Annotated in this window: 20 protein-coding genes; 12 read left to right on the forward strand and 8 right to left on the reverse strand. The window is 45.1% G+C overall.

Annotated elements, in window-relative coordinates; all coding sequences use genetic code 11:
- Positions 1 to 41: 41 nt before the first annotated feature.
- Entirely contained in the window at positions 42 to 1,454 is a 1,413-nt protein-coding gene (locus NSQ38_RS05890; protein ID WP_339787713.1) for a DKNYY domain-containing protein, read from the forward strand.
- Between the two features lie 459 nt (positions 1,455 to 1,913).
- Positions 1,914 to 2,153, forward strand: a complete 240-nt coding sequence (locus NSQ38_RS05895; RefSeq protein ID WP_062836614.1) for a hypothetical protein — start codon at positions 1,914 to 1,916, stop codon at positions 2,151 to 2,153.
- Positions 2,154 to 2,418: 265 nt separating this feature from the next.
- On the opposite strand, the gene NSQ38_RS05900 is transcribed toward NSQ38_RS05895, so the two are convergent.
- Positions 2,419 to 3,864 carry a DEAD/DEAH box helicase gene (locus NSQ38_RS05900; protein ID WP_339787716.1) on the reverse strand — a complete coding sequence of 482 codons (1,446 nt, stop codon included), beginning with the start codon at positions 3,862 to 3,864 and terminating at the stop codon, positions 2,419 to 2,421.
- Between the two features lie 290 nt (positions 3,865 to 4,154).
- Between NSQ38_RS05900 and NSQ38_RS05905 the strand changes: the two genes are divergently transcribed.
- Positions 4,155 to 4,712 (forward strand): DUF4352 domain-containing protein, encoded by a 558-nt coding sequence (locus tag NSQ38_RS05905; protein WP_339787719.1) that lies wholly within the window; start codon positions 4,155 to 4,157, stop codon positions 4,710 to 4,712.
- A gap of 91 nt (positions 4,713 to 4,803) precedes the next feature.
- On the opposite strand, the gene NSQ38_RS05910 is transcribed toward NSQ38_RS05905, so the two are convergent.
- Positions 4,804 to 7,101, reverse strand: coding sequence for a 5'-nucleotidase C-terminal domain-containing protein (locus NSQ38_RS05910; protein WP_339787723.1), 2,298 nt, complete (start codon positions 7,099 to 7,101; stop codon positions 4,804 to 4,806).
- Positions 7,102 to 7,361: 260 nt separating this feature from the next.
- On the opposite strand from NSQ38_RS05910, the gene NSQ38_RS05915 reads away from it, so the two are divergent.
- Positions 7,362 to 8,324: an endo-1,4-beta-xylanase gene (locus tag NSQ38_RS05915; RefSeq protein ID WP_339787726.1), complete on the forward strand. Its 963-nt coding sequence runs from the start codon at positions 7,362 to 7,364 to the stop codon at positions 8,322 to 8,324.
- A gap of 128 nt (positions 8,325 to 8,452) precedes the next feature.
- Here the strand turns inward: NSQ38_RS05915 and NSQ38_RS05920 are convergent, their stop codons facing one another.
- From NSQ38_RS05920 to NSQ38_RS05930, 3 genes are all read right to left on the reverse strand, one after another.
- Positions 8,453 to 9,613, reverse strand: coding sequence for an MFS transporter (locus NSQ38_RS05920; RefSeq protein WP_339787728.1), 1,161 nt, complete (start codon positions 9,611 to 9,613; stop codon positions 8,453 to 8,455).
- Positions 9,614 to 9,923: 310 nt separating this feature from the next.
- On the reverse strand, positions 9,924 to 11,264 hold the full coding sequence (locus NSQ38_RS05925; protein WP_339787730.1) for a glycoside hydrolase family 30 protein: 1,341 nt from the start codon (positions 11,262 to 11,264) through the stop codon (positions 9,924 to 9,926).
- A gap of 311 nt (positions 11,265 to 11,575) precedes the next feature.
- Positions 11,576 to 13,093: a leucine-rich repeat domain-containing protein gene (locus tag NSQ38_RS05930; protein WP_339787732.1), complete on the reverse strand. Its 1,518-nt coding sequence runs from the start codon at positions 13,091 to 13,093 to the stop codon at positions 11,576 to 11,578.
- A gap of 380 nt (positions 13,094 to 13,473) precedes the next feature.
- Here NSQ38_RS05930 and NSQ38_RS05935 point away from each other — a divergent pair, with 380 nt between their 5' ends.
- From NSQ38_RS05935 to NSQ38_RS05965, 7 genes are all read left to right on the forward strand, one after another.
- Positions 13,474 to 14,364: a diacylglycerol kinase family protein gene (locus NSQ38_RS05935; protein WP_091035480.1), complete on the forward strand. Its 891-nt coding sequence runs from the start codon at positions 13,474 to 13,476 to the stop codon at positions 14,362 to 14,364.
- Positions 14,365 to 14,511: 147 nt separating this feature from the next.
- Positions 14,512 to 15,429 carry an aldo/keto reductase family oxidoreductase gene (locus tag NSQ38_RS05940; protein ID WP_076213731.1) on the forward strand — a complete coding sequence of 306 codons (918 nt, stop codon included), beginning with the start codon at positions 14,512 to 14,514 and terminating at the stop codon, positions 15,427 to 15,429.
- Positions 15,430 to 15,701: 272 nt separating this feature from the next.
- Complete coding sequence (locus tag NSQ38_RS05945; protein ID WP_339787735.1) at positions 15,702 to 17,084, forward strand: transcriptional regulator; 1,383 nt, start codon at positions 15,702 to 15,704, stop codon at positions 17,082 to 17,084.
- Between the two features lie 244 nt (positions 17,085 to 17,328).
- A complete protein-coding gene (locus tag NSQ38_RS05950; protein ID WP_017691550.1) occupies positions 17,329 to 17,499 on the forward strand; it encodes an aspartyl-phosphate phosphatase Spo0E family protein in 171 nt (56 codons plus the stop codon).
- 99 nt (positions 17,500 to 17,598) lie between these two features.
- Positions 17,599 to 17,979: a GntR family transcriptional regulator gene (locus tag NSQ38_RS05955; RefSeq protein ID WP_036611682.1), complete on the forward strand. Its 381-nt coding sequence runs from the start codon at positions 17,599 to 17,601 to the stop codon at positions 17,977 to 17,979.
- Complete coding sequence (locus NSQ38_RS05960) at positions 17,976 to 18,851, forward strand: ABC transporter ATP-binding protein (RefSeq protein WP_339787738.1); 876 nt, start codon at positions 17,976 to 17,978, stop codon at positions 18,849 to 18,851. The genes NSQ38_RS05955 and NSQ38_RS05960 overlap by 4 nt, the downstream gene beginning before the upstream one ends.
- A complete protein-coding gene (locus NSQ38_RS05965) occupies positions 18,848 to 19,546 on the forward strand; it encodes a hypothetical protein (RefSeq protein WP_091035496.1) in 699 nt (232 codons plus the stop codon). The genes NSQ38_RS05960 and NSQ38_RS05965 overlap by 4 nt, the downstream gene beginning before the upstream one ends.
- 163 nt (positions 19,547 to 19,709) lie before the next feature.
- On the opposite strand, the gene NSQ38_RS05970 is transcribed toward NSQ38_RS05965, so the two are convergent.
- From NSQ38_RS05970 to NSQ38_RS05980, 3 genes are all read right to left on the reverse strand, one after another.
- A complete protein-coding gene (locus NSQ38_RS05970; protein WP_339787741.1) occupies positions 19,710 to 20,228 on the reverse strand; it encodes a hypothetical protein in 519 nt (172 codons plus the stop codon).
- Between the two features lie 50 nt (positions 20,229 to 20,278).
- Positions 20,279 to 21,052 (reverse strand): isocitrate lyase/phosphoenolpyruvate mutase family protein, encoded by a 774-nt coding sequence (locus NSQ38_RS05975; RefSeq protein WP_339787743.1) that lies wholly within the window; start codon positions 21,050 to 21,052, stop codon positions 20,279 to 20,281.
- A 77-nt stretch (positions 21,053 to 21,129) separates the two neighbouring features.
- On the reverse strand, positions 21,130 to 22,182 hold the full coding sequence (locus NSQ38_RS05980; RefSeq protein WP_339787746.1) for a trifunctional transcriptional activator/DNA repair protein Ada/methylated-DNA--[protein]-cysteine S-methyltransferase: 1,053 nt from the start codon (positions 22,180 to 22,182) through the stop codon (positions 21,130 to 21,132).
- 306 nt (positions 22,183 to 22,488) lie between these two features.
- Between NSQ38_RS05980 and NSQ38_RS05985 the strand changes: the two genes are divergently transcribed.
- On the forward strand, positions 22,489 to 22,866 hold the full coding sequence (locus NSQ38_RS05985; protein ID WP_339787748.1) for a LysM peptidoglycan-binding domain-containing protein: 378 nt from the start codon (positions 22,489 to 22,491) through the stop codon (positions 22,864 to 22,866).
- Positions 22,867 to 23,181: the final 315 nt, after the last annotated feature.

Below are 23,181 nucleotides of genomic sequence, written 5' to 3' on the forward strand. Positions count from 1 at the left end.
GGAGAAATTGATTTCACAATAGAGTTGGAGGGTGAACTGTCATGGACAAGTTTATTGTAGATGAAGACCTTCAGGTGATATTGCAAAATGATGAAGATGGAACGAGCACTCCGATTAAAGGAGGCATTACCGCTCAGGAATTTGAAGTCATCTCTACGTATACAAAAGGATGGCTGACCTTTGCCTATCTGCGTGATCGTCAGGGAATATGGTGGTTCAATGCTCGCAAGAACAAGGCGAGTTTGTTCAGCCGGGATACGGGAGCTTTTCGTGTGATTGATGAAGATTACTGCTGCGACTCACAGTACGTATATCTGGAAGATCAGGCCGTGCCTGACTCCGATCCGAACAGCTTTCGGCTATTGCCGGATACGCCCTACTTTGCTCAGGACCAACGTTATTTATATGTAAAGAGCAGTACGCATTTTCATCTATTTGAGGATATCGATACGAATGCTGTGATTGCTCATCACGACTATTGCACCGACAAGGACCATTTGTTCCATCTGTCCAGTTCTCTTCGTTATGCGAATGGGGAAAAGGATGAGGTGCGGGCATGGCTACAAGAACATCATCCCGACGTACCTGGCTGGTGGCATGCGCATTATGCCCACAGTGCAGAGGGCGCTACGCAGCTCAGAGGCAATTGGGTTGAGACCGCGTCGTCTATTTTTTATAGAACAGAATGGGGCGGTACGTATCGTCGGGAGGCAAAAGCGGTATTCAACCTTGTCCGTGGAGCCGACAGATCTACCTTTGGACCACTGAATGAGCAGTTTGCACGGGACCGGGAACAGGTCTATTTTCAGTGGCGTACTATAAAAGGAGCGGACCCGGATACGTTCCAGCCGCTAGGTGGACCTTTTGGACGTGACCGCAATCATGTGTATTACAACGGATATCGTGTCGATGAGGCAGATGCTCGGGAGTTTGAAGTGTTTGCCGGGACGGAGCATCTCGGACTTTCCAAGGATCAGCACCATGTGTATCGTGCAGAGGTTGTTCGGACAAGTCAGCCTTTCGGTCATCCTGACGATGTGCTTCAGATCATTAAGGGGGCAGATGCAGCGACGTTTGAATTGATAACCCCTTCCGGTAGCTGGGCGGTGGATGTTGATCGGGTGTATCTATGGGGTAAACCGAATAAACATATCGATCGTGCCAGCTTTACACATCTACTCGATGCCGATCCCCAGAGTTGGGCAATGGACCAGAATGGCCTGTATAATGCCAATGGCAACCGCACGGTAAAGGGCGTCAGCGGCAGTACATTTGTCATGCTGAATCAATATTGGGGCAAAGATCAGCATGTGGTGTTCAGTTTTGTGACGGGAAGTGTCTATAAGTCGGGAGATGCAGCGACGTTTCAGGTTACGGATGATATCGGGGGCGCGGAAGATGCGCTATTCCGGTATACGGTGGAAGGCGGCACAGTGCGGAAAAAGAAGAGGTAAAAAACCCCAGTCTTTATAGAAATGCTTTTACTTGTGGTACAGCCTTTAGTACCATCTCGAAGGTGAAACGAACAAGCCCTCCTACTCGGAGATCTTAGTCTAGCATCATGTCATACTTTATCGTTGTTATAGTCATCCATTTCTTATCACCAATAACATAAAATTATTCTTTATCTTTCATGATCTGCACAACAGGCTGATGATTCGGTGCCAACACACTCGAAAAGTCAGCCTTTTATTTGTTTTATCTTGTTGATAAACCGGCACGATATAATAATCCCAAAATCGCATCACGTCAAGAGATAATGTGAGAATGAACGATTTAGCGAGTGTTCCCCCCTCATGCTTGCTAAATAGGAATGTATATCCCGGTATGCAGGGTGAAATCGCTTTTCCAATTCATCTGGTGTTACGTAAAATATTCTTAACATTAATAAGAAATAAGGGAAGGAGATCTGTATGAACAGCGTGGATAAAATCAGATTTTTACTCTTAAATGGCGAAGCACCAGAGGCAACTTGTTACGGTTATATGGAGCTGAATCGGGATGGACATATGATCGCACTCTACAATAATTGCGGCGAGGAAATCGACATGTTTGGTGGACATGAATTTATTAGGGTACGGGCGCTTGGCAAATTCGATGATGAAGACCGCGATAATTTTTACTCCTTGTTAGAAAGTGATGGTGTAGGATAACCCTCATAGCAGACAGGTGGAGATTTGGTGTTAAGACCTACGTGGAACGCAATGGATATTCTCTGGAGGTAGAAGATGAACAAACGGGTTCGAGAGGAAGGTGGAATGAAGAGAGGGGCGATGTTGGCATGCCTAACAAGCAGACCTGTCATAACATCATGTTATCAGGTCTGCTTGTCTTTTTTTAAAAGCTATAGGAGGGCATAGCGATAGATATAGGAAAGTAAATCGAATTTATCCCTATGATTCTACGCTAGTTCTCAATCTATTTATGGCCTTTACGAACCTTGAGCTGCATCTTTTTAATCGTTGTATTCTGCATGAGCTCTAGTACGAGTGGGCCTTTGCCGTTCAGGATTTCTACATCCGTCACATTATCCAGAATCGTAATGATCCCGATGTCGTCTGCGGTTACCCCTTCAAGCTTGGCGATGGTACCTACAAAGTCAACGGCACGAAGTTTCTTCTTCTTGCCTCCGTTAAAGTTCAGCTTCATGATCTGTTGGTTCAGCTGTTCACGCTTGTCCTTTTTGCGTTCAGGAACGATCTTCAATCGCTTCTCAAAATCTTCTCTGCGGCGATCTACAGCTTCCTCGGAAGGAGCCTTCACGACAGGAATTTGGAATCCAATATAGGATTCAATCTCAGCCAGACGTCTGCCATCTTTCGGTGTAATCAACGTAATGGCTTTACCTGTTTTGCCTGCGCGACCCGTACGGCCTGTACGGTGAACATATCCCTCTTTTTCCAAAGGAATATCGTAGTTGATGACATGAGTAATATTGGTGATATCAATACCACGTGCAGCTACATCTGTCGCGATCAGATAACGGAATTGTCCACGTCGGAATGCGTTCATTACTTCGATCCGCTCATCCTGCTCCATGCCACCATGGATACGATCTGCTGGGTAGTCAAGGTCAGCCATGACCCGGAACAGTTTATCCACATTCTCCTGCGTACGGCAGAACACAATGCAGCTATCGGGATTTTCCACAATGAACAAGTCCTGAAGCAGCGCGGTTTTGTTCACCTCTGGCACGTGAATCACAGCATGTTCGATGGTGGCTGTAGTCAGTCCACTTGCCTTGATCTCGATCTCTACCGGGTTGTTCATGTATTTGCGTGACAGCTTGGCCACATCTTCAGGGAACGTAGCGGAAAACAACATCGTTACTCGCTCCTGCGGCAGTTTCTGAATGATGGACTGCACCGTCTCGATAAAGCCCATATTCAACATCTCATCGGCCTCGTCAATAACGAGATAGGCGATCCGTTCGAGTGGCAGCGTGCCGCGTTCGATATGATCCAGCACCCGACCTGGTGTACCTACAGCGACATGTGTTCTTTGTTTTAACTCGGCTTTTTGAATATGAAAAGGGGACTGTCCGTATAGTGCGGTTGCTTTAATGCGCTTAAAGCGCCCGATATTCGTAATATCTTCGTTAACCTGCAAAGCCAGTTCCCGGGTTGGTGTAAGAATTAAAGCCTGTGGCTTATTCTCATTCCAATCCACCAGCTCGCAGAGCGGAATGCCGTAGGCGGCTGTTTTACCACTGCCTGTCTGTGATTTAACCACAAGATCCTGATTCTCCAGTGCTACAGGAATAACTTTAGTTTGAACCTCGGTTGGTGTCTCATAGCCCAGACTGTCCAGTGCTTTTACGATCTCTTCACCAAGTCCATAATCTTTAAATTGTTGCTCGCTCATCGTTTACCTCTTTTGCGTTAGTTTTGAATACTCTACATACAAGCATTGCACCGTACATTTATCGTATACCTCTTCATTATACTCTATATGCAGGCAGGCTAACGGAGTAAATGCTTCAAGTGTGTAAATTGTTTTCCTGATTGATGTGTGGTTTACACTACTACGGGAGAGGGTCGGATGTGGAGGGTTATACAAAGAAATTTATTATAGGTATAAATAACCACCAAAATATTCCGATATATGTTAATATAACACTTGGGTCAAATTACCTAAGTATTAGGGGGAGAAATATGAAAAAGTTTTTTAAGATCGGATGTTTAGGTTTTATTGGGTTAATTGTTTTGGGTGTTATTGGAAGTATGCTTTCTTCCAATGATAAACCAGCTGATACTGCAGTGAGTAAACCAGCTTCCACAGCACAGAAAGAAACAAAAGAGGAGGTTAAGCTTGCTGGAATTGGTGACGAATTAAAAGTAGGAGATGTAGTTTTTAAAGTTAACAAGGTATCGACAAAGAATGAAATAAAAGAAGGACAAATCCTATCTTATAAGCCAAGTTCTGATGGAAGTGTTTTTTTAGTTGTGAATGCGACATTAAAGAACGAAGGAAAACAGATGATTACTACCGATTCTTCGTTTTTCCAATTGAAAAAAGGCGAAGTTACATATGCACCGACTACAATGATTTCCGTTTCCAACAAAATTTTTATGTATGATGGCATCAATCCAGGATTATCGCAAACAGGAAATGTTGTTTTTGAAATTCCCGAAGATTTGAATGATTTTGAGCTTAGTGTACAGACTGGATTTTGGGGTACAGAACAAGGTCAAATTAAAATCAATTATTAGTGCAGTTATAAGATTAGAAGGTTGTAATAAAAAGGCCAAGTTCTTTATAGAGCTTGGCCTTTTTCAATAACTATACAGAGATATGGTGTTATTAATTAAGGAGAATACTCACATATTTCCCGTATACAAATGCTACACGTCCATCCAGCTTCACTTTTACCCAGCTATACTTGTCTGTGCTAATCACTTCAAGTACGGTGCCTTTCGGTACGGAAGCAATGACCTTGGCTTTGGATGAAGCGCCAGCGCGTACGTTCAGGTAAGCCGCAGTAACCTTGGCTTGCTTGCCTTTGTTGACGTTACCCGGTTTACCGGTGTTTGGTGTTGAAGGTTTGCCAGGTTTCGACGTGCCTGGAGTTGGAGTTGGTTTTGGTTTTGGTACAGTTGGTGTCGTAGGTTTCTCAGGTGTAGTTTCTTCCTCACCATTACCTACTGTTTTGCGAGTTTTGTTCAGCTGTTGATAGAACGCTCCCTTGGTTTTCACGCCTGCGAATTGCGCTGCACTCACACCTGCTTTGGCAGATAAAACATCAATCTCTTCTTGAGTCACCGCATCCAAAATGTTAATGGAGGCAATGTTGGTGTACTTGCCATCTTCTGTTGTTGGCACAGACATAATGCCATCGTTAATTAACTCGACCACATCTGCACGTTCTGGTGCAGTCAGGTCTACGCCAGTGATTTTCCAGTTGTGCTGAATCTTCGGTTCGTAGACACCTTTCATGACATCTTTCAGATAGGCGATGGACAGGTTGCGAATCGTACCCTGAATCTCACCAAATGCCGAAGCATCCTTGGAGGACCATAGCTGCTTGAACTTACGTCCTTCCATCGCGCCGCCTTTGGCAATCAGGGCTTCCATCCGGTAGGCATTCATACCGAGCTTCAGCGTATCGTCTTCTTTGACAACGGATCCATTGCTGTACTTAAGATTCGTAATCCGACTGCCATATGGCTTGGTCAGGTCAATCTCATACGTTACGCCGCCGAAGAAATCATCGGTGCTGTATTTGGAAGCACGTCGTTTCGGATCAAAGCTGACGGTCACATCACCCGGGCGTGTGGAGTTGAAGTACCCCGCAGACCACTCCATATAATCCATCAGATCGCGTCCGGTCACTTCATATACAGTTACTTCACCGAAGGTGTATTGGTAGTTGAACGCAATATCCTTTTTCTTGATCGGGCCTACATCCAGCTTGGCCTTGTCGTTATCAATCTGGTGCGCGACCACATCGGCATCACTGTAATGCAACATCACTTCGGTGAAAAAGTCAGACAAAGGTGTTTCCTGGATCTGCACCGCAGGGATACCCTTAATCTCATCAGCAGGGACCAGATTCGTTCCTTTCAGTTCAGCCACTTCAATATTGGCATCGGCACGAGCGAACTCGTGGAATGGGTGCAAAGTCTCTTCCAGCGCAGGATCGGAGACTTCATATGTTCCGTCTGCTGCTTTTACAGCGAGAGCTTGAGCTTCCTTGCTTTTCAGCACAACTTTGTCGCCGTCTTTTTCAAATGTCAGATCGATTCGTGAAATATGTGAGCCATATTTATTCGGTTCGGAGATCAATACACCGTTAACCGTTTGGGATTCAATCAAGGTATGCATGTGTCCGGCAAAAATGGCAGCCAGCTCCGGGTTGGCGTTGGCGATATCTGTTACTCCGGTGCCTGGGTTTCCGTTCTCGTTATCCAATCCCATATGCATGAGTCCAACCATGACATCCACTTTGCCTTTCAGCTCAGCAATGGCCTTTTTGGTCTCTTCCACAGGATCTTTGACGATGATGCCGTCCAGGTGATCCGTACCTTTCTCAAACTCGGTAATCATAGGTGTGTTCATTCCGATAACACCCACTTTGATTCCGTCTTTCTCGATAATCGTATAGGCAGGCATGTAGCGGTCGCCGTTTTCTTTGAAAATGTTACCCACGAGAGGCTGTCCATTGAATTGGGAAGAGATCTTCTCCAGTACATCCAGTCCAAAGTTAAACTCATGGTTACCCATGACCCATGCGTCATATTTCATCTCGTTCATTGCAACCATCATGGGAGATTGGGGTTGATCATTGAACAATTCAGCTGAGTTATCCTGAATCATGTCTCCTGCATCCAGCAGGATCGTGTTGGGATTCTCCGCACGGACTTTTTTCACAATGGTGTATAGCTGTGTCATGCTACCGGTTGGGTTTGGACCGTCCAGAGCATAGTCCCACGGCATAAACCGACCATGTATATCCGATGTACCCAGCAACGTGATCTTGGTCTCCTTGTCTGCCTCAGCAGCCTGAACCGGAGTGGAAGCAAAAGGGGCGAACAAAATGGAGGCACATAAGAGGAAAGATAAAGGCCATCCGGCGAAACGTTTCGTTGAAATTTTGCGCATGTTGTAATCTCCCTTGTTATCTAGTGTGTGTAAAGATATGTATCATTTCATACTAGATAAACATGTGGTGAATGTAAACTCCAATGTAAGAGGTTGTTCGATTTAAGAGAGTGAATCTATGGATAGCTTCAGAAAAATAACTTAATTCTACTTTTTTACAATAAAATACTATAATTTGACAGGTGTTAAAAACCAAAATTATCCAGTAAAATGATGTTTGTAAGCGCTTAACAAAAAATGAATACTAAGGAGGAAAATCATTGATTAAGTCTAAGTGGTTTAAAACAGTCGGCTCACTGGCGTTGGTAGGTATTCTCGCTGCTTCAGTTGCGGTGGGCAGTGTTAGTGCTGGTTTGGCAAAAGGCAGCAAATTTTTGGGGAATATTATAGCTAGTCAGGTTCCTTCGAATTTTAGCCCGTATTGGAATCAGGTGACCCCGGAGAACTCAACCAAGTGGGATGCTGTTGAAGGCACGCGCAACGTAATGAATTGGGGCCAGGCGGATATGGCATACAATTATGCTAACAACAACGGATTTCCGTTCAAATTCCATACGCTCGTATGGGGAAATCAACAGCCAAATTGGATTAACAGTCTCTCAGCCGCAGATCAGAAAGCTGAAGTGACACAATGGATTAAAGCCGCAGGACAACGGTATTCGAAGTCTGCCTTCGTTGATGTGGTGAATGAACCTCTGCATGCGAAACCATCCTATCGCAATGCCATTGGTGGAGATGGGGCAACGGGTTGGGACTGGGTCATCTGGTCATTCGAGCAGGCGAGACAAGCCTTCCCTAACTCCAAATTGTTAATCAATGAATATGGTATTATCGGTGATCCTGCTAAAGCGGACCAATATATCCAGATTATCAACCTTTTGAAAAACAGAGGTCTAGTTGATGGTATTGGAATCCAAGCGCATTACTTCAATATGGACAACGTTTCTGTGAGCACGATGAACACGGTATTGAACAAGCTTGCAGCGACAGGGTTGCCAATCTATGTATCCGAGCTGGATATGACAGGTGACGATAATACACAATTGCAGCGTTACCAACAAAAGTTCCCTGTGCTTTGGAAGCATTCTGCCGTTAAAGGTGTAACACTGTGGGGTTACAACCAGAACCAAACATGGGTGAACGGTTCACATCTGGTTAATAGCAACGGTACAGAACGTCCGGCTATGCAATGGCTGAGAAATTACCTGGCGAACAATCCATAAGTTTGCGTATTGATGAGTCTGAGCATCTCTTGCAGATCCGGTAATCATATAACACCAAATAGCGCCTGTTCCACATGGGAATATGGTGCTATTTGTGTTAATACTTTGTCTCAACAGTGTTCGGCAATTCATGGTGCAGGGAAGCATTTAATTTTAATCCAAACCAATACAAAAGCGATCAGTGCAAAGATCATTCCGCTCCAGATCAGTTGATGTATCCCCAGGTTCGCGATGAACCAGCCTCCGATGGCAGTACCCAAGGTAATACCAAGGTTGGAAAAGGATACATACAAACTGTTGCCGAATTCAGGCGCGTCCTGCGCTTCAGCGGTTAACCAGGTTTGGCTTACAATTAATCCTCCTGAATGCACCGATGCCCAAATAAAGACTACAATAATCATCCACATGAAGTGGGGACCGGCCCAATAGACGAGTGCGTAAGCTGCTATGTAGAGCAGGGGGAACATGAGAACAGTACGGACCACGCTCTTACGCAGAAACTGTCCAAACCCCAAATTTCCGATGATCATGACGACACCGAAGACGGTCAGCATGATACTGATCCATGATCCGCTCATGTGAGTGACCTGTCCAAGATACTCGGCGAAATAGCTGTACACGGAGAACATGGCGGCGAATATAAAAATGACTGCGGCAACATTCAGCCATAATCCAGGTTTGCGCAGAATACCGAGTTGCTTGCCATAGGACATCTTTTCCTTCACGGGCATCGAGGGTAACCAGATCCATATGCCGATCAAAGCGACTACACTTACCATCGCTCCAAACATGAAGGCGATTTCGAGGGATAGGCGTTCAGCAAGATACGATGTCAGTGGTACGCCAAAGGCAAAGCCCGCGGTAACTCCGGTAAATACTTTGGCGACGGCCTGACTACTTTTCTCTGCTGGCACGAGTTGGGCACTGGTGACCAGGGCTACGGAAAAGAAGACGGGATGGAATAACGCGGGAATGATACGGAAGATCAGCATGGTATCAAAGGTTGTGGCGTAGGCATAGACGACATTCGAGATGGCAAACATCAGCACAGCGGCTAACAGGATGATTTTGCGATTAATTCCAGACGCCAGCAAGGTGAGAAAAGGGCCTGCAACGGCTACGACCAGCGCAAATATACTGACCAGCCAACCTGCCTGTGCAGCCGTAATGTTGAATTTATTCGCAACCTGAGGCAGTACCCCCACGATTCCCATTTCTGTTGTAATAATCCCGAATACCCCGAGTGCCAGCATCAGGATAAGGAGTGGGTTGACCTGTTGTGATTTCATGTAAAGCGTACCTCCAATGAATTTAAATATACAGAAAAGTAGATATATTATGCTGAAATGAGCCTGCCTTGCCTCCTATAATATGATGGACATGAGAGTAAGTTCTCTGGATTACATTATATCTAGATTTATAGATTTGTAAATATAAAAGGTGAAACGTCATATCTTTAAGTTGTCTTCGGCTTGTGTTCTACAGGAGTAGTCATGGTGACAATAAGCATGGTCTGGCCCATGAAAAATAGCGCCGGCCCCGGGAATTCTTGGGCCTGACGCTTTTAATATCGACGCTTTTAACGATGTGTTGGAGTAGTTATTTCGGTTGGATAACCATGCTGTTGAACGAATCTGCCTCCAGCTTCATGTGTAGGGTATGTCCTTCTTCAAAGGTTAGATACAGGTCACGACGGTCCTGGAATGGATTGTTGATGACAATGACTAGACTGTTATCCGGGTTGCGGAAAGCAACGGATTTCCCGCTCCACGCACCTGACAGACCGACTCTTCGAGCACCAGGAACAATATGATGAGCGAAGTGTTTCATCACATAATACTCGGGGTTTCGAGTAACCTCCTTATTGTCCGGATCTACGGTGATCATGGAGTTTTGCTCCCAGCCCCATGTGCTACGGCCTTTGGGTTCCAGAACCATGTTCCAGTAGATGTACGCGTTCACTCCGTTGCTGAAGTAGTGCTGGTAGAGGTTATATACATATTTAGCGTAGTTCCATGAGTTGTTGCCATCACCGCATTCGTTCTCGGTTTGCATATAACGCAGCTCCGGATAACTCGCCGAGGTACGTTGAATGGCATTTTTGCCTGCCCACTGATACCCAACACCTTTGATATAGGAATAGGCCTTTGGATCACTCAGGACAAGCCCGGCGTACTCGTCGAAGTCGTTTGTTTTTTTCTTAATCAATTCCTCCCATGGATCAGGGGCGTTGATTGTTCCCAGCCAGATTTCCGTATCCAGACCGTGTTGGTCAAAAGCCGGGCCCAGATAATCGGCGATAAACTCACGAAGCTGCTCGCCTGTCCACACGCAAGAAGGGAATTTCTGATCTGCAATCACTTCGTTCTGCACATGCACCTGATGGATGGTAATGCCTGCTTCACGGTAGGCCTGTACAAATTTTACGAAGTACAGGGCGTAGGCCTCCAGAATATCTTTCTCCCAACGAAGCGTGCCATAGTTATAGGCTTTTGGCGATTTCATCCACGTTGGTGGACTCCATGGGGAGGCGAAGAATTGCAGGTTCGGGTTATAAGTCAGAGCTTCCTTAATGTAAGGAATCAGATATTTGAAATCACGTTCGATTGAAAAATGTTCCATGGCCACATCTCCGTCCACCTCGTTGTGGCTATACCACTGCTCTGCATAATCACTTGCGCCGATCGGCAGGCGACAGATGTTAAACTTGTGCTCACCCTCCGGATGGAAGAGGGAATGAAATACCTCATGGCGCTGCTCCTCATTTAAGTGGGACAGAGCCATATAACCAAGCTCGTTGAAACAGCCACCAAACCCTTCCACAAGCTGGTGATCTTCACCCGTGAGTTTTAAGTTAGCGCTTTCATTTGTCGATACATAAGATAACTCTTTCCATGGGCTACCTTGGGTTGTTGAATAACCAGTGAATGTGAATGTCATATGAATTTCCCCCTCGCTTGAACTTCAGCTGTCCTATATATTAAGTTCAGTATACCAACTCCCGCGGCAAAAGAAGATAGGCTAAACCGTGTAAAATTTGCCCTAATCCAAGATAGAGTGTCACAAGTTCATGTCCGCACAGACAGATGGTATGCTGTATTTGCTTGAGATTGGCGATGTCCATATACCATTATCCAATGTCATAGCAAAACTGTCATGGCACAACAAAAATCCCCGCTGATTGTTCAGACGGGGACTTGCGCTATGTTTCTCATATTCTCTTATGGCTGAAAATGAACGTGAGACACAACTTAAGGCTGTACACTCTCACCAAGCTGTTTATTTTCAAAAATCAGAATCGTTTTGCTGCTTCCGATGTAACCAACAGAGGTATTGAATTGCTCTGAAATGAAGCGAACTGGAACAAATGCTTTGCCATTTTTCATCAATAGAGGAGCATCATTGATCGCAAGTGAATCATTCACGACAACTTGTTTGTTGCCCACGCTCCAGCGGATGGTCTTGTCATTCTGTGTGATCACGGCTTCGCGTGTACCGCTGTTCCAGTTCACGCTGGCGTTTAACTGCTCCGAGACAAAACGCAGAGGCACATAGGTCCGCCCTTCATCGATAAAAGGTGCAGCATCCAGTGCATAAGCGCGATCTCCTACATAAGCAGTGGTAGACCCTTCAATCAGACGCTGGAAGCTGCCCTGCGGCGTTCGTTTCTGCTCCCGCACATTCATTCGGTTCAGAAGCTGCATCGTCTGACTGCCACTTGTGACATCTAGATAGTTGTTCTGCACCGTAAGCCCCGCAGGCTCAACCTCTGAGACAGAGGTCTGAATACCAGAGGATAACGAGGTGGACGCTGAGATATCCTGTATGGCATTCGTCGCTGACTGATCACGGGTAAACGTAAAACCTGCGATCGGTGTCAGATCCCACACCCGGTTATTGGATAATTTTAATACGTCCAGGCTGGATAGTTGCCGAAGAGGTTCCAGATCATAGATCTGATTGGATTCTGCATTCAGCTCCTTCAGCCCAGTCAGTCCCTCAAGCCCCTTGAGGTGTTGTACTTGGTTACCGGAGATATCAAGTGTCCGCAGCCGTGTCATGTGCTCCAGTGGTGTCAGATCCGTGATTTGATTGCCTGCCACATTCAGATTCCGTAGTGTATTTGGCAGTTCAGCCAGTACTTCCAGCGACTGAATCTGGTTGTTTGCTACATTGAGTTGTTGAAGCCGGGTTTTATCCATGAGCGGTGTCAGATCGCTAATCGTATTGTTCGAGATCTCAAGCCACTTCAGTGCATCCGCATCCGAGAGGGCCGCAAGACTAGTGATCTGGTTACCGCTGGCGTGGAACGTATGTAATCGGTTGAACCCACGTACAACCTCTATGGATGAAATGGAATTGTTGCTGATATACAGCCTTCCCAAGTCTTTCAATTCAGCAAGTGCGTCTATGGATGTAATGTAATTGTTGCGAACATCGATCTCGCGAAGCTGGGTTAGGTGCTCCAGCGGTGTGAGATCCTCAATCTCATTCCCATATAATCGGAGGTGAGTCAGGTTGGTTGCATATTCCAGACCGGACAGGCTTTGAATACCTGCATTGCTCAGATCCACCACCTCAAGCTGCTTCAGATCAGATGAAGTCAGTGGAACATCCAGAGGTTTGTTCAGGATTAGCTTCAGTCCGTCCTCAAGTAGGGGATCTTCAATGATTCCCTCGCCCAAGTCTGAAGTCGTGTAAGCCATGGCTTGCCCCGATGCCCCGAGACTCAGGATGAATACTAGAAATAGTAGCGTCATTCTTCTCATTGCATGCATTCCCTCCGATTTTTAGAATTATAAAATCATCCGAACAGATTGAATTAGATAAGTATAGTAGTTACACGATAACAGCGACCGGAAGGTTGTTCTGCACACGGAGTGTTCAGTGTAAATGGAACATTTTAACATATGCAGGTTCGGCTCAAAGCATATCTATAGTTATTAACCCGTCAACAGGGAAAAGGAACAAGAAATTTGGTAATGGGTAATTCTCTACTTCTATTCTATATGAAACAAACCCTGCTCTGCACTCTTCAGAGACATGTTTATCAAAAAAAATAGAACATCTCCCGCAGACCCTATTCAACCCACCCTTGAAACGGGTAAAGATGAAGTAAAGATGCCATTTTGGAGGGGAAGATGTGAGTATGCGCCAAGCCATGATCATTAGTAATCCATCGTCAGGTAAGGAAGAGGCCGAGCAGTATGTGTCCCAAGTCAGAGAAATTCTGGAGTCACAGCAGTACGAGGTAGTTGTTAATGAGACGGCCGGGGAAGGTGATGCCACCAACTACTGTCTGAGCGCCTGCAAAGACGGCTGTGATCTGGTCATCTCCATCGGGGGCGACGGTACACTACATGAGACGATTAACGGCATGATGGATCAGGATCATCGTCCCCGACTGGGCGTGGTACCGCTAGGTACGGTGAATGATTTTGCGCGTGCGCTGAATATCTCGCTTGACCCGGAGGAGGCCATTAGGCAGTTACGTTCGAATCAGACCCATATCGTGGATCTGGGGAAAATCAATGATCGCCTGTTTGCCAACGTTGTGGCTGCAGGTTCTTTGGCAGAAGCTCTGTTCTCCGTATCCTCGGAAGAGAAGTCGAAGTTGGGATCATTCGCATATCTCAAAGAAGGCTTGAAAGACCTGGTGAATACACCAGCCAATCATCTAACCATCGAATATGACGGACAGATCTGGGAAGGAGAATCTCCCCTTTTTCTGGCGGCGCTGACCAATTCGGTTGGAGGATTCCAGAAGTTGTCCCCGGATGCTGAGGTGGATGATGGTCTGATACATTGTTTTGTTGTTCGTAACATCAGTGTGTTCAACAGCCTCACACTAGGTACTTCCCTGTTTTTTGGCAATCTGAAGGACCATAAGGATGTGGACTATTTTACAGCCAAAGAAGTTCATGTTCGCTCAGAAGAAGCCATTCGCACCAATGTAGATGGGGAAGAAGGTCCTGCCCTGCCGATTCACCTCACTGTCCTGCCAAGGCATATTGAGGTTATCATACCGGAAGAAGTATAACTTATTCTTTGGGATCTATAGGCTGGAATGAAGAACCTATCATTTCTCCATATGAATATAGGATAAATCTATTGAAACCGATTGCAGATATATGTCACAATCAAAGGTAAGATACACGATAATATTCGAATATGGAGGGAAAACATCTTGAGAACCATTAAATTGGGCAGCAGTGCACTAGAAGTACCTGTAGTGGCTGTGGGCTGCATGCGGATTAATTCACTAGACGGTAAGGAAGCCGAACATTTTGTTCGTTCTGCAATGGAGGTTGGGGCAAATTTCTTTGACCATGCCGACATTTATGGTACAGGAACATGTGAGGAGATCTTCGCCGAAGCGGTACAGATGAATCCCCAAGTTCGTGAAAATATGATTCTTCAATCCAAATGCGGGATTCGCAAAGGCATGTTTGATTTCTCCAAAGAGCACATCCTGAATTCAGTCGATGGCATCCTGCAACGTCTGAAAACGGAATATCTTGACGTTCTGTTGCTGCACCGTCCAGATGCTTTGGTTGAGCCGGAGGAAGTGGCTGAAGCCTTTGATCAACTGGAGCGCGAAGGTAAAGTGCGTCACTTCGGGGTATCCAACCAGAATCCGAACCAGATCGAATTGTTGAAAAAATACGTGAAACAGCCACTGGTAGCCAACCAGTTGCAGATGAGTATTACCAATACGACGATGATTGACAGTGGCATCAACGTGAACATGGAGAACGATGCCGCGGTTAACCGTGACGGTAGCATTCTTGATTACTGTCGTCTTCATGATATCACCATTCAGCCGTGGTCCCCGTTCCAGTACGGATTCTTCGAAGGTGTATTCTTGGGTAGCGACAAGTTCCCGGAATTGAATGCAAAGATTGACGAGATTGCTGCGAAGTATGACGTGAGCAATACAACGATTGCAATCGCATGGTTGCTTCGTCACCCTGCGCAGATGCAACCTGTGACAGGCACGATGAATATTGAACGTCTGCAAGACTGTGTAAAAGCAGGAGATGTTCATCTCACACGTCCAGAGTGGTATGAAATTTACCGTGCGGCAGGCAATATACTGCCTTAAATTCAAGTTATAGTGAGCATGATGACTGCTGAGTCAGTTGAGAACACGAGCCCGTAGATGGCTCGTGTTTTTTGTCTATTTTGAGGTTTGATGTCAGGCACGTTTCCGATATAAAATAAGGATAGGATTGTCTGTTTTATAAAAGGATTAAAATGGTTTTAATACAAATTAGTTGAAATTATTATATTGACCGATACTTTCTAATTACATATAATTACTTTTGCATACCGATAATCCTGTTTATGTTTTTTATTTTGGAGGGTGGTGTTCGTTTGGAGTCGACAACCACGATACGCGATCACTTGGAAAGTTATCTGAAGCGTGAACAGATGTCCATTAGTCATTTTTCGGAAACGTCAGGGATTAATTCGGGTACGCTCAGCAATATTTTGAATAAAAATCGACCTATTGCCATGCAGCAGTTGGATCGCATTACTTCCGCCATGAAACTTGAAGAAGGTTACTTCTATGAGTTATACATAGATGAGTGTTTTGTACACGCGACCCCGGACTGGCGAAGACTGGGACCCTTCCTTCATCGCTGTGCCGAGTTGGACAAGTTGGACTGTATTGAAGAGGTTATTCGTCTGATGATGGATAATCTATCCTATATTCCTTTGTTATTTGATGTGGCTGAAGAATTCTTCCAAGCGGGTAAATTCAAACCAGCCATTCTTCTATATGAAAATATCGCTGAAAGCGAGAAAATGCAACATTCCGAGCGGCTTGCACTCTGTCAGTATCGACTGTTCCGGTTGGGACTGACTAATGATCAGCACCGGAATCTGATTATTGCATCTCGGTTCGAATATTATGTGGATCGGCTGGATGAGCGCTATCAATTGGATGCGCTTAACGAACTAATTAATGCATTTGCATCACTTCACAGATGGAGCAAAGTTCAGGAACTATCTGAAAAGCTGAAGGTGAAAGCAGCCATCCATTATGAGATGAATGGCCGAAGGAAACAAGAAGAGACCAAACGACCTATCGTTTTTTATATTATGTATGCGTATTTAGCCTGCGGAAGTGCCCACTTCCACTTGAACAACTATGAAATGGCATTGAAGTATGTTGCATTATACTCCGATTACAGTTGGGTGAAAGAGCCTGAACCTGAAGAAAAAGTGGTTATTCATCAGTTTCAGGAATGGGCTGAGGGTAATCGTTATATATATCAATTAATGGCTGGGCAGTTTGAAGTATTACCTGACTACCTCGCGTATATCTCAACGAAGGAAAATGAGATATTTCCAGCACTTTGTGATATTGTAACGGCTGCTAACCGTTATGATATGAACATAGATCATGTACTCAATCAATATGAGCCATACTTCACTTATCATGAACAAAGAAATCGGATTGGGAAAGTAAGCAAGCAGGTAACCGATGATCGCTACGTTCGTCTTTTAGCTGGATTAGGCACGTATTGTCTTAAAAAAGACAGGTTTGCGGAGGGATTAGATTTTGTACTGAATAGCTTGAGATTTTCTATTGAAATTAGCGATGGACGAGGTATGCTTAGAGGTGTCGGACTGTTTGAGCAATACAGGGAATATGCGTCTGACACAGCTATACAGCAGTACAAAATCTTGATTGGTGAGGTGCAGAAACTCAATGAAGAGAAAGCTGGCTTTGCTGATAGTTACATGTAGTATAGTGGTGAGCATTGTAGCTCCTGTTACTGGACCTGTCCCGACTGTGGAGAATCCAGACCCTTCAATTTACCGAACAAATGATCACGGTTTAGGGACATAAGCCTGAACCAATGGACGCTTCTGAATTCATTTCAGGAGCGTTCTTTTTTTGTGTATCAAAGTGGAAGAATAAGTATGTCGTATCTCACATGCGCTTATGATTGGCATAATACACTAAAATATGACAAAAAGGAGGGATACTATGGATCGCCTGGATTTGATATCACGGATCGAAGATGCCAGACAGTTGTTATATCGCATGCATATGGAATACGGCAGTCTGCTTCATCCGGAAGTGATCCAGCAATCCGTAGTCCTGGACGGGCTTATTAATCAATACAACAGAGCCAAGGTAGGGAAGGCAATGAATTAAGTTCGCCTATTTACATTTGCGTTTTTGTATACTATAGTTAGTTACATGAGTAACTAACCGACTAACTGACTAATGAATACGTATGAAAGTTGGAAGCACATGAAATCGACTTTGGATGAATCTCAGCCTATTTTTCATCAGATTGCCACAATGATTATGGACGATATTGTGGAGGGCAGATTGAAGGTGGAAGAACAGGTTCCCTCAACCAATGAACTGTCACGCTTCTACAATATCAATCCGGCTACAGCCCGCAAAGGACTGCAGGAACTCGTGGACAAGGGGATTATATACAAACAGCGAGGTGTTGGAATGTTTGTTGCAAAGGGAGCAAGAGAAGCATTGCTCGTTGAACGGAAGCAAGATTTTTATGAAGAATACATCAAGCCTTTACTTGAAGAAGCCAGACGGATTCACATGAATGAGGACATGATCATTGATCTGATTCGCGGCAAGAAGGATAAGGAGAGTGAGTTATGATTCATATGGAGCAGGTCAACTATAGCTATCAGAAGACGCCCGTTCTGAATCAGGTTACGCTACATGAGAGTGAGCCAATCATTAGTGCAATCTGGGGAAGAAATGGAGCGGGTAAAACAACCATGATGAGTTTACTGGCAGGTCATAACCGCCCCGACAGTGGAACCGTTCAGATCATGGGTCAAGACCCCTATAATAATCTGACTGCCCAAGAGCATCTGTGCTACATCCAGGAGAATCATCCCCTGGGGAAAAACTGGACGGTTAGTGACATGGTTCAAATGGGGCAATATTTTCATCCGCATTGGAATCAGGATTTGGCAGAACGTTTAATCAATGTGTTCGAACTACCGGAGAAGAAGAAGATCATTAAATTTTCGAAAGGCATGAAGACTGCCACCCAGATTATATTGGGTCTTGCCAGTAATGCAAAGATAACCATTCTGGATGAACCCACCAATGGGCTCGATGCTGAGAAGCGTAAATTCTTCTACAATGCGTTACTGGAAAGTTATGAAGATAACCCGCGTCTGATTCTGATATCCAGCCACCATATTGAGGAGATTCAGCCCTTATGTGAGTCCCTTATCGTTTTGCAAGCCGGAGAGGTTTTGTTAAATCAACCAATGGAAGAGATACGCGAAAAAGGAGTTCTTCTAACAGGGGGAATTGACGATATCAACCGAGTTACAGCAGGTGTTAAAGTTATAGAGTCTTCCCAGATGGGATCGACTGTAAAAGTGATGATTGATGAGCCCTACTCGAAAATGTGGAAGGATATCGCTCATTCGCAGGGTCTTTCCATTGAGAAAGCGACATTACAAGATTATTTGGTTAACAGGACCCGTAATCAAGAGGGGGTTAAACCATGAACGCAGTAAAAGGTACGAACCGACTGATTCGCGATGATATGCGTTTGTATCTGGGCATATTTTCATCCATCGCTCTAATGCTCGCCGTTGTATATTTGGCCATTGGCTTCATATTTGATGTCTCGTATGCTACGCAACTGTTTGGTCCCATGTACGGAGGGATATGTACGTTTGCAATCGGGGGAATTATTACACTGTTTCCGGTTGCGATTGGAATGGGCAGTACACGAATTCAATTCATGAAATCCTTCTATATGAATTCGGTATGGATGGTTGCGGGCACCATGATCATTCTGCATGTGGCGTACTTCCTCATACACCTGCTTCAGGAAAAAGGAATTGTTGACGTAACCCTTTATCAACCGGGCATGTTGTATTCGAGCAAATATCATTTCTTATCTTACCTTTGGATCGATCTGATGTGTGGCTTTCTCGTACTGGGAATATCTGTATTCCCAACGGTTTGTTGGATGCGATTGGGGTTGCGTAACTTCTTCATTATGTTCTTTGGGGTAGGCTTGGTCATTACGCTGATCATTACATTGGGCGATCTTGGTGAGTTTACGTTGTGGATTGCTAGGATCAATCGCATGACGTTGTTCACCGTTCTGGGATGTATTGGTGGTGCGCTACTTCTGTCTACGTACCCGATGATGAAGAATGCGCCGCTTACCATGAAATCCAAAAAAGACTGACAGGAAACAGTTATAAAGGAACTGGGCAAGGAATCTAAGGGAAACTTCCTGTAACCAGAAAAACACGAGTGCGAACACGCCTCGTGTTTTTTGTATCATCCTAAATCTCTGAATATACCTATTCGGCAATCTTTGTGCGCAATTCAAAATGAAGGTGTATCCCTTAAGCCTGAGCCTGCGGTTTGAATCCTTCGTCTTTGAGGTACTCGCCGGCTTCGCTACGCGTTTCAAAAGCCATATCCAGATTAACACCGGAATACACATACCACATGTCATCTTCGTATTTTAAAGTCAGCGTATGTCCATCTTCATCGACCCATGTTCCGCCACCCGTAGAGGTTGTAGACAAGGCAGGAGCAACAGCTTTTACTTGTTCTGGCTCTTCGAATTCAACTGCGTTGGGATTGTGAGACATCGCTTGGATCGTTTCATCTAACAAGGTGCGCAGATCTGCTTCGGAGTAATCACGAATATTGACGAATCCTTTAGCATCGGTCTCATAGTTGGGCAGTAACCCTGCATAGATATAACCGTTACCGTTAGGGTGAATATGGAGAGCAACAATTTTTTTATCATACGCACTATCCTCGTAGTGGAAATTAACACGACCGAGAGAAACATCTTTGCGTTGCAGTTGGGGATACGATTGTAGCACTTCAAGCTTTTGTTCCACGTTAAGCATAATTGCCTCCTGTAAATGTTCAATAGAGGTGATTATAACATGCCCTCCAGTTAATTTCCCGATAAAATACTTCTCCCCAGTTCTTTCAGATGTTCCATAGCTTGCAGATAAGGATATGGTCCATAGCTTACGCGAGCTACACCGAGTGCAGCAAGTTGTTTTGGGGAAGGTTCAGGAGACGTAACCATGACGTTAATTGGCAGCGGTGAACGCTCACACAATTCCTGAATCAGTTGGTGATCCTGCAAACCGGGTACAAACAGACCACTGGCTCCTGCATCTGCATAATGGCTCGCACGTATAAGTACTTCCTCCAGGAGGGAGTGGTTATGGTGTTCAGGTGCATGTTGCAGAAAAATATCTGTGCGGGCGTTAATGAACAACGGTATGCCTGCCTGCTCCGCAGCTTCCCGGGCGGCGGACAGTCTCGGGCATTGCTCCTCCACAGAGTACAATCCCAAGCCAGTGGGAAGTTGATCTTCCATGTTGATTCCTACAGCACCATGATCGATGACTTGCAGGATATTTTGCTTCACTTCTGACACCAACCTCCCATACCCTCCCTCTATATCGATCGTTACAGGCAGATCCACGCTCGCTGTAATCCGTGCGAGATTGGCAAGCACCAAATGGAATGGCATGGCTTCCCCATCTTGCTCACCATGGGCCGCAGCAACGGACCAGCTTCCGGTTGCGATGGCCGTTGCTCCAGCGGATTGAATGGCTTGCGCACTTCCGGCATCCCACACATTGACCAGAACAAGTGGTTTTCCTTTCACATGGTATTGTTGGAACAACGTTGCTTTTTCTTCTAAGGTACTCATATTATGTTGACTCTCCTTTGTTATATCATGCATTCCTTTGGACATTTGATGCGTACTTCATTACTTCATTCTGTTTTTCAGCTACCGTTTTTTTGTTTCTCGTGAGTCAAAAGCCAGTTTTTGCGAGTTAATCCCCCTCCGTATCCACCCAGTTCCCCACTGGCATTAATTACACGGTGACATGGAATCACAATCGCAAGCTGATTGGCCCCATTCGCCTGTGCCACAGCTCGGCAAGCAGTCGGTTTTCCCAGTGCATTTGCAATCTCCTGATATGACCTCGTTTCACCAGCCGGAATGGCTATGAGCTCATCCCATACCTGCTTTTGAAATGGTGTTCCTAAACAGAACAACGGTGTGTCGAATGCTGTCCGAATACCTTGAAAGTACTCGTTTAGTTCACGCTCAATGGATTGGATGGGAGCTGTAGTGCCGGGCACAATCGCTGATTTGGTTCGTTTGCGCAGACGCTCAACTTCGCGTTCCAGACCTCTGCGGTCCACAAATTCCAGTAAATATAGCGCCTCTTCATCTGCAATGGCCATCATCGGGCCGAGGCGGGTGTCAATCCAGGACGCTTTTAGGATATGTCCTTCATCGACTTGTGTAGGGGCAGCACCCATGATCCGTGAAAAGGCATCGCGGAAGCCGCTGCTTGATTCATATCCGGTAGATAATTGGCTATCAATCACGGTGCGGCCGGAGCGAATATTTTTCAGGGCAAGTCCCATGCGGCGAGCGCGAGCATATTCGACAAAGGTCATGCCGAACCGCTTCTTGAACTGTCGGCGCGCCGTGGATTCATCGATGGAGAGTTCCTTGAAATCCTGTCCTTTCCAGCGTTTCTCCGGATTGTTCTCCACAGCTTCCACTAATATGCGAACGACATCGGATACTTGGTTGGGGTGAGAAAGCGGGCGACAGCGCTGGCAAGGGCGATAAGAGGCCAGAAGTGCCTGCTGAGCCGTCTCATAGAATTCACAGTTTTCGAATTTTGGCTTTCGCGCAGGGCATGTGGGACGACAGAACACACCTGTGGTTCGGACTCCAACATAGAATAAACCCTCGTATTCCGAATCTTTGGCCACAAGCGCCTCGTAATATTGTTCCTTCAGATCAGCAGAAATCATGGGGGCACGTCCTTACTCATTAGAATCTTTATCTATAACCTATTATAGAAAAACGTTGCAGCAAGCATCGCCGAAAATCAGGCATGAATATTGGATAGATTAAATTGGATATCACATTGAAATTCGGTTGTTCAGAATTTGTTTAGAGTGAACTGGTAGTATAGACCTATCAGCGTAGGGTGACTTAGGCAAAGATACCTATATAGTGAAAAAAAGTAATTATTGATCATTCATTGTTATAGGAAAAATACATAGGTAAACATGAAATTAAAGATTAGCGGAACGAAAGTTTGGAGGTCGACTAGAATGAAATATTCCACGTACAAAAGTATTTATGAATCCGCTTATACCAAAACGTCCGAGTCCCGCACCATGAATGTTAAAGATCAATTCATGCAGCGTGTGAAGACGCCAACCTGGCTAGTGAAGATCGTCACCATAACTCTAATTATAATCATAGGGTGTAGTGCTGTATTCACTGCATTTGCCGGGAATGAGCAATTGTTGTCGGGGGACCAGATCGTTGTATCTCAGGGAGATACACTGTGGGGCATTTCATTGGCACATAAACCTCAGCAGATGGACACTCGTGTGTATGTAGAAGCAATCAAGAAAGTGAACAAAATCGAGCATAACGCCATTCAGATTGGACAAGTGTTGGTCTTGCCTGGGTTTGATCGATAAAATAAACGGTGCATGACGTCATGAACAGAGTTCTTTTTTTATTCATCGAGGTGCAGTTACATACTGAATTTATTAATCATTTACATATAATGGAGCTTCATGTGGGACGATATGGTGTAGTGATTAATAAGTGGTGTGCTATATAAGTTGAACTAAAGAATATTTACACTGACACTACGATGACAGAATAACCTTCCAATCGCTGTTATCCCCAGATTTTTTGATTCCCTTTTCTTAAAGGGAAAATCCGGGGATAGCGTATGCTTCCGATGCAGCTTTCTTTCAGAAAGCTTTTAGCGAACGCTTCGCTTTTTC

This window comes from Paenibacillus sp. FSL R7-0313, assembly GCF_037969885.1.
Taxonomy (GTDB): domain Bacteria; phylum Bacillota; class Bacilli; order Paenibacillales; family Paenibacillaceae; genus Paenibacillus.

Bases quoted from the DNA above. Each gene is read 5' to 3' on its own strand.
- NSQ38_RS05900 (WP_339787716.1), bottom strand. From the start codon at position 3,864: ATGAGCGAGCAACAATTTAAAGATTATGGACTTGGTGAAGAGATCGTA.
- NSQ38_RS05985 (WP_339787748.1), top strand. From the start codon at position 22,489: ATGAAATATTCCACGTACAAAAGTATTTATGAATCCGCTTATACCAAA.
- NSQ38_RS05975 (WP_339787743.1), bottom strand. From the start codon at position 21,052: ATGAGTACCTTAGAAGAAAAAGCAACGTTGTTCCAACAATACCATGTG.
- NSQ38_RS05935 (WP_091035480.1), top strand. From the start codon at position 13,474: ATGCGCCAAGCCATGATCATTAGTAATCCATCGTCAGGTAAGGAAGAG.
- NSQ38_RS05905 (WP_339787719.1), top strand. From the start codon at position 4,155: ATGAAAAAGTTTTTTAAGATCGGATGTTTAGGTTTTATTGGGTTAATT.
- NSQ38_RS05950 (WP_017691550.1), top strand. From the start codon at position 17,329: ATGGATCGCCTGGATTTGATATCACGGATCGAAGATGCCAGACAGTTG.
- NSQ38_RS05930 (WP_339787732.1), bottom strand. From the start codon at position 13,093: ATGAGAAGAATGACGCTACTATTTCTAGTATTCATCCTGAGTCTCGGG.
- NSQ38_RS05960 (WP_339787738.1), top strand. From the start codon at position 17,976: ATGATTCATATGGAGCAGGTCAACTATAGCTATCAGAAGACGCCCGTT.
- NSQ38_RS05955 (WP_036611682.1), top strand. From the start codon at position 17,599: ATGAAATCGACTTTGGATGAATCTCAGCCTATTTTTCATCAGATTGCC.
- NSQ38_RS05980 (WP_339787746.1), bottom strand. From the start codon at position 22,182: ATGATTTCTGCTGATCTGAAGGAACAATATTACGAGGCGCTTGTGGCC.
- NSQ38_RS05970 (WP_339787741.1), bottom strand. From the start codon at position 20,228: ATGCTTAACGTGGAACAAAAGCTTGAAGTGCTACAATCGTATCCCCAA.
- NSQ38_RS05895 (WP_062836614.1), top strand. From the start codon at position 1,914: ATGAACAGCGTGGATAAAATCAGATTTTTACTCTTAAATGGCGAAGCA.
- NSQ38_RS05890 (WP_339787713.1), top strand. From the start codon at position 42: ATGGACAAGTTTATTGTAGATGAAGACCTTCAGGTGATATTGCAAAAT.
- NSQ38_RS05925 (WP_339787730.1), bottom strand. From the start codon at position 11,264: ATGACATTCACATTCACTGGTTATTCAACAACCCAAGGTAGCCCATGG.
- NSQ38_RS05965 (WP_091035496.1), top strand. From the start codon at position 18,848: ATGAACGCAGTAAAAGGTACGAACCGACTGATTCGCGATGATATGCGT.
- NSQ38_RS05920 (WP_339787728.1), bottom strand. From the start codon at position 9,613: ATGAAATCACAACAGGTCAACCCACTCCTTATCCTGATGCTGGCACTC.
- NSQ38_RS05910 (WP_339787723.1), bottom strand. From the start codon at position 7,101: ATGCGCAAAATTTCAACGAAACGTTTCGCCGGATGGCCTTTATCTTTC.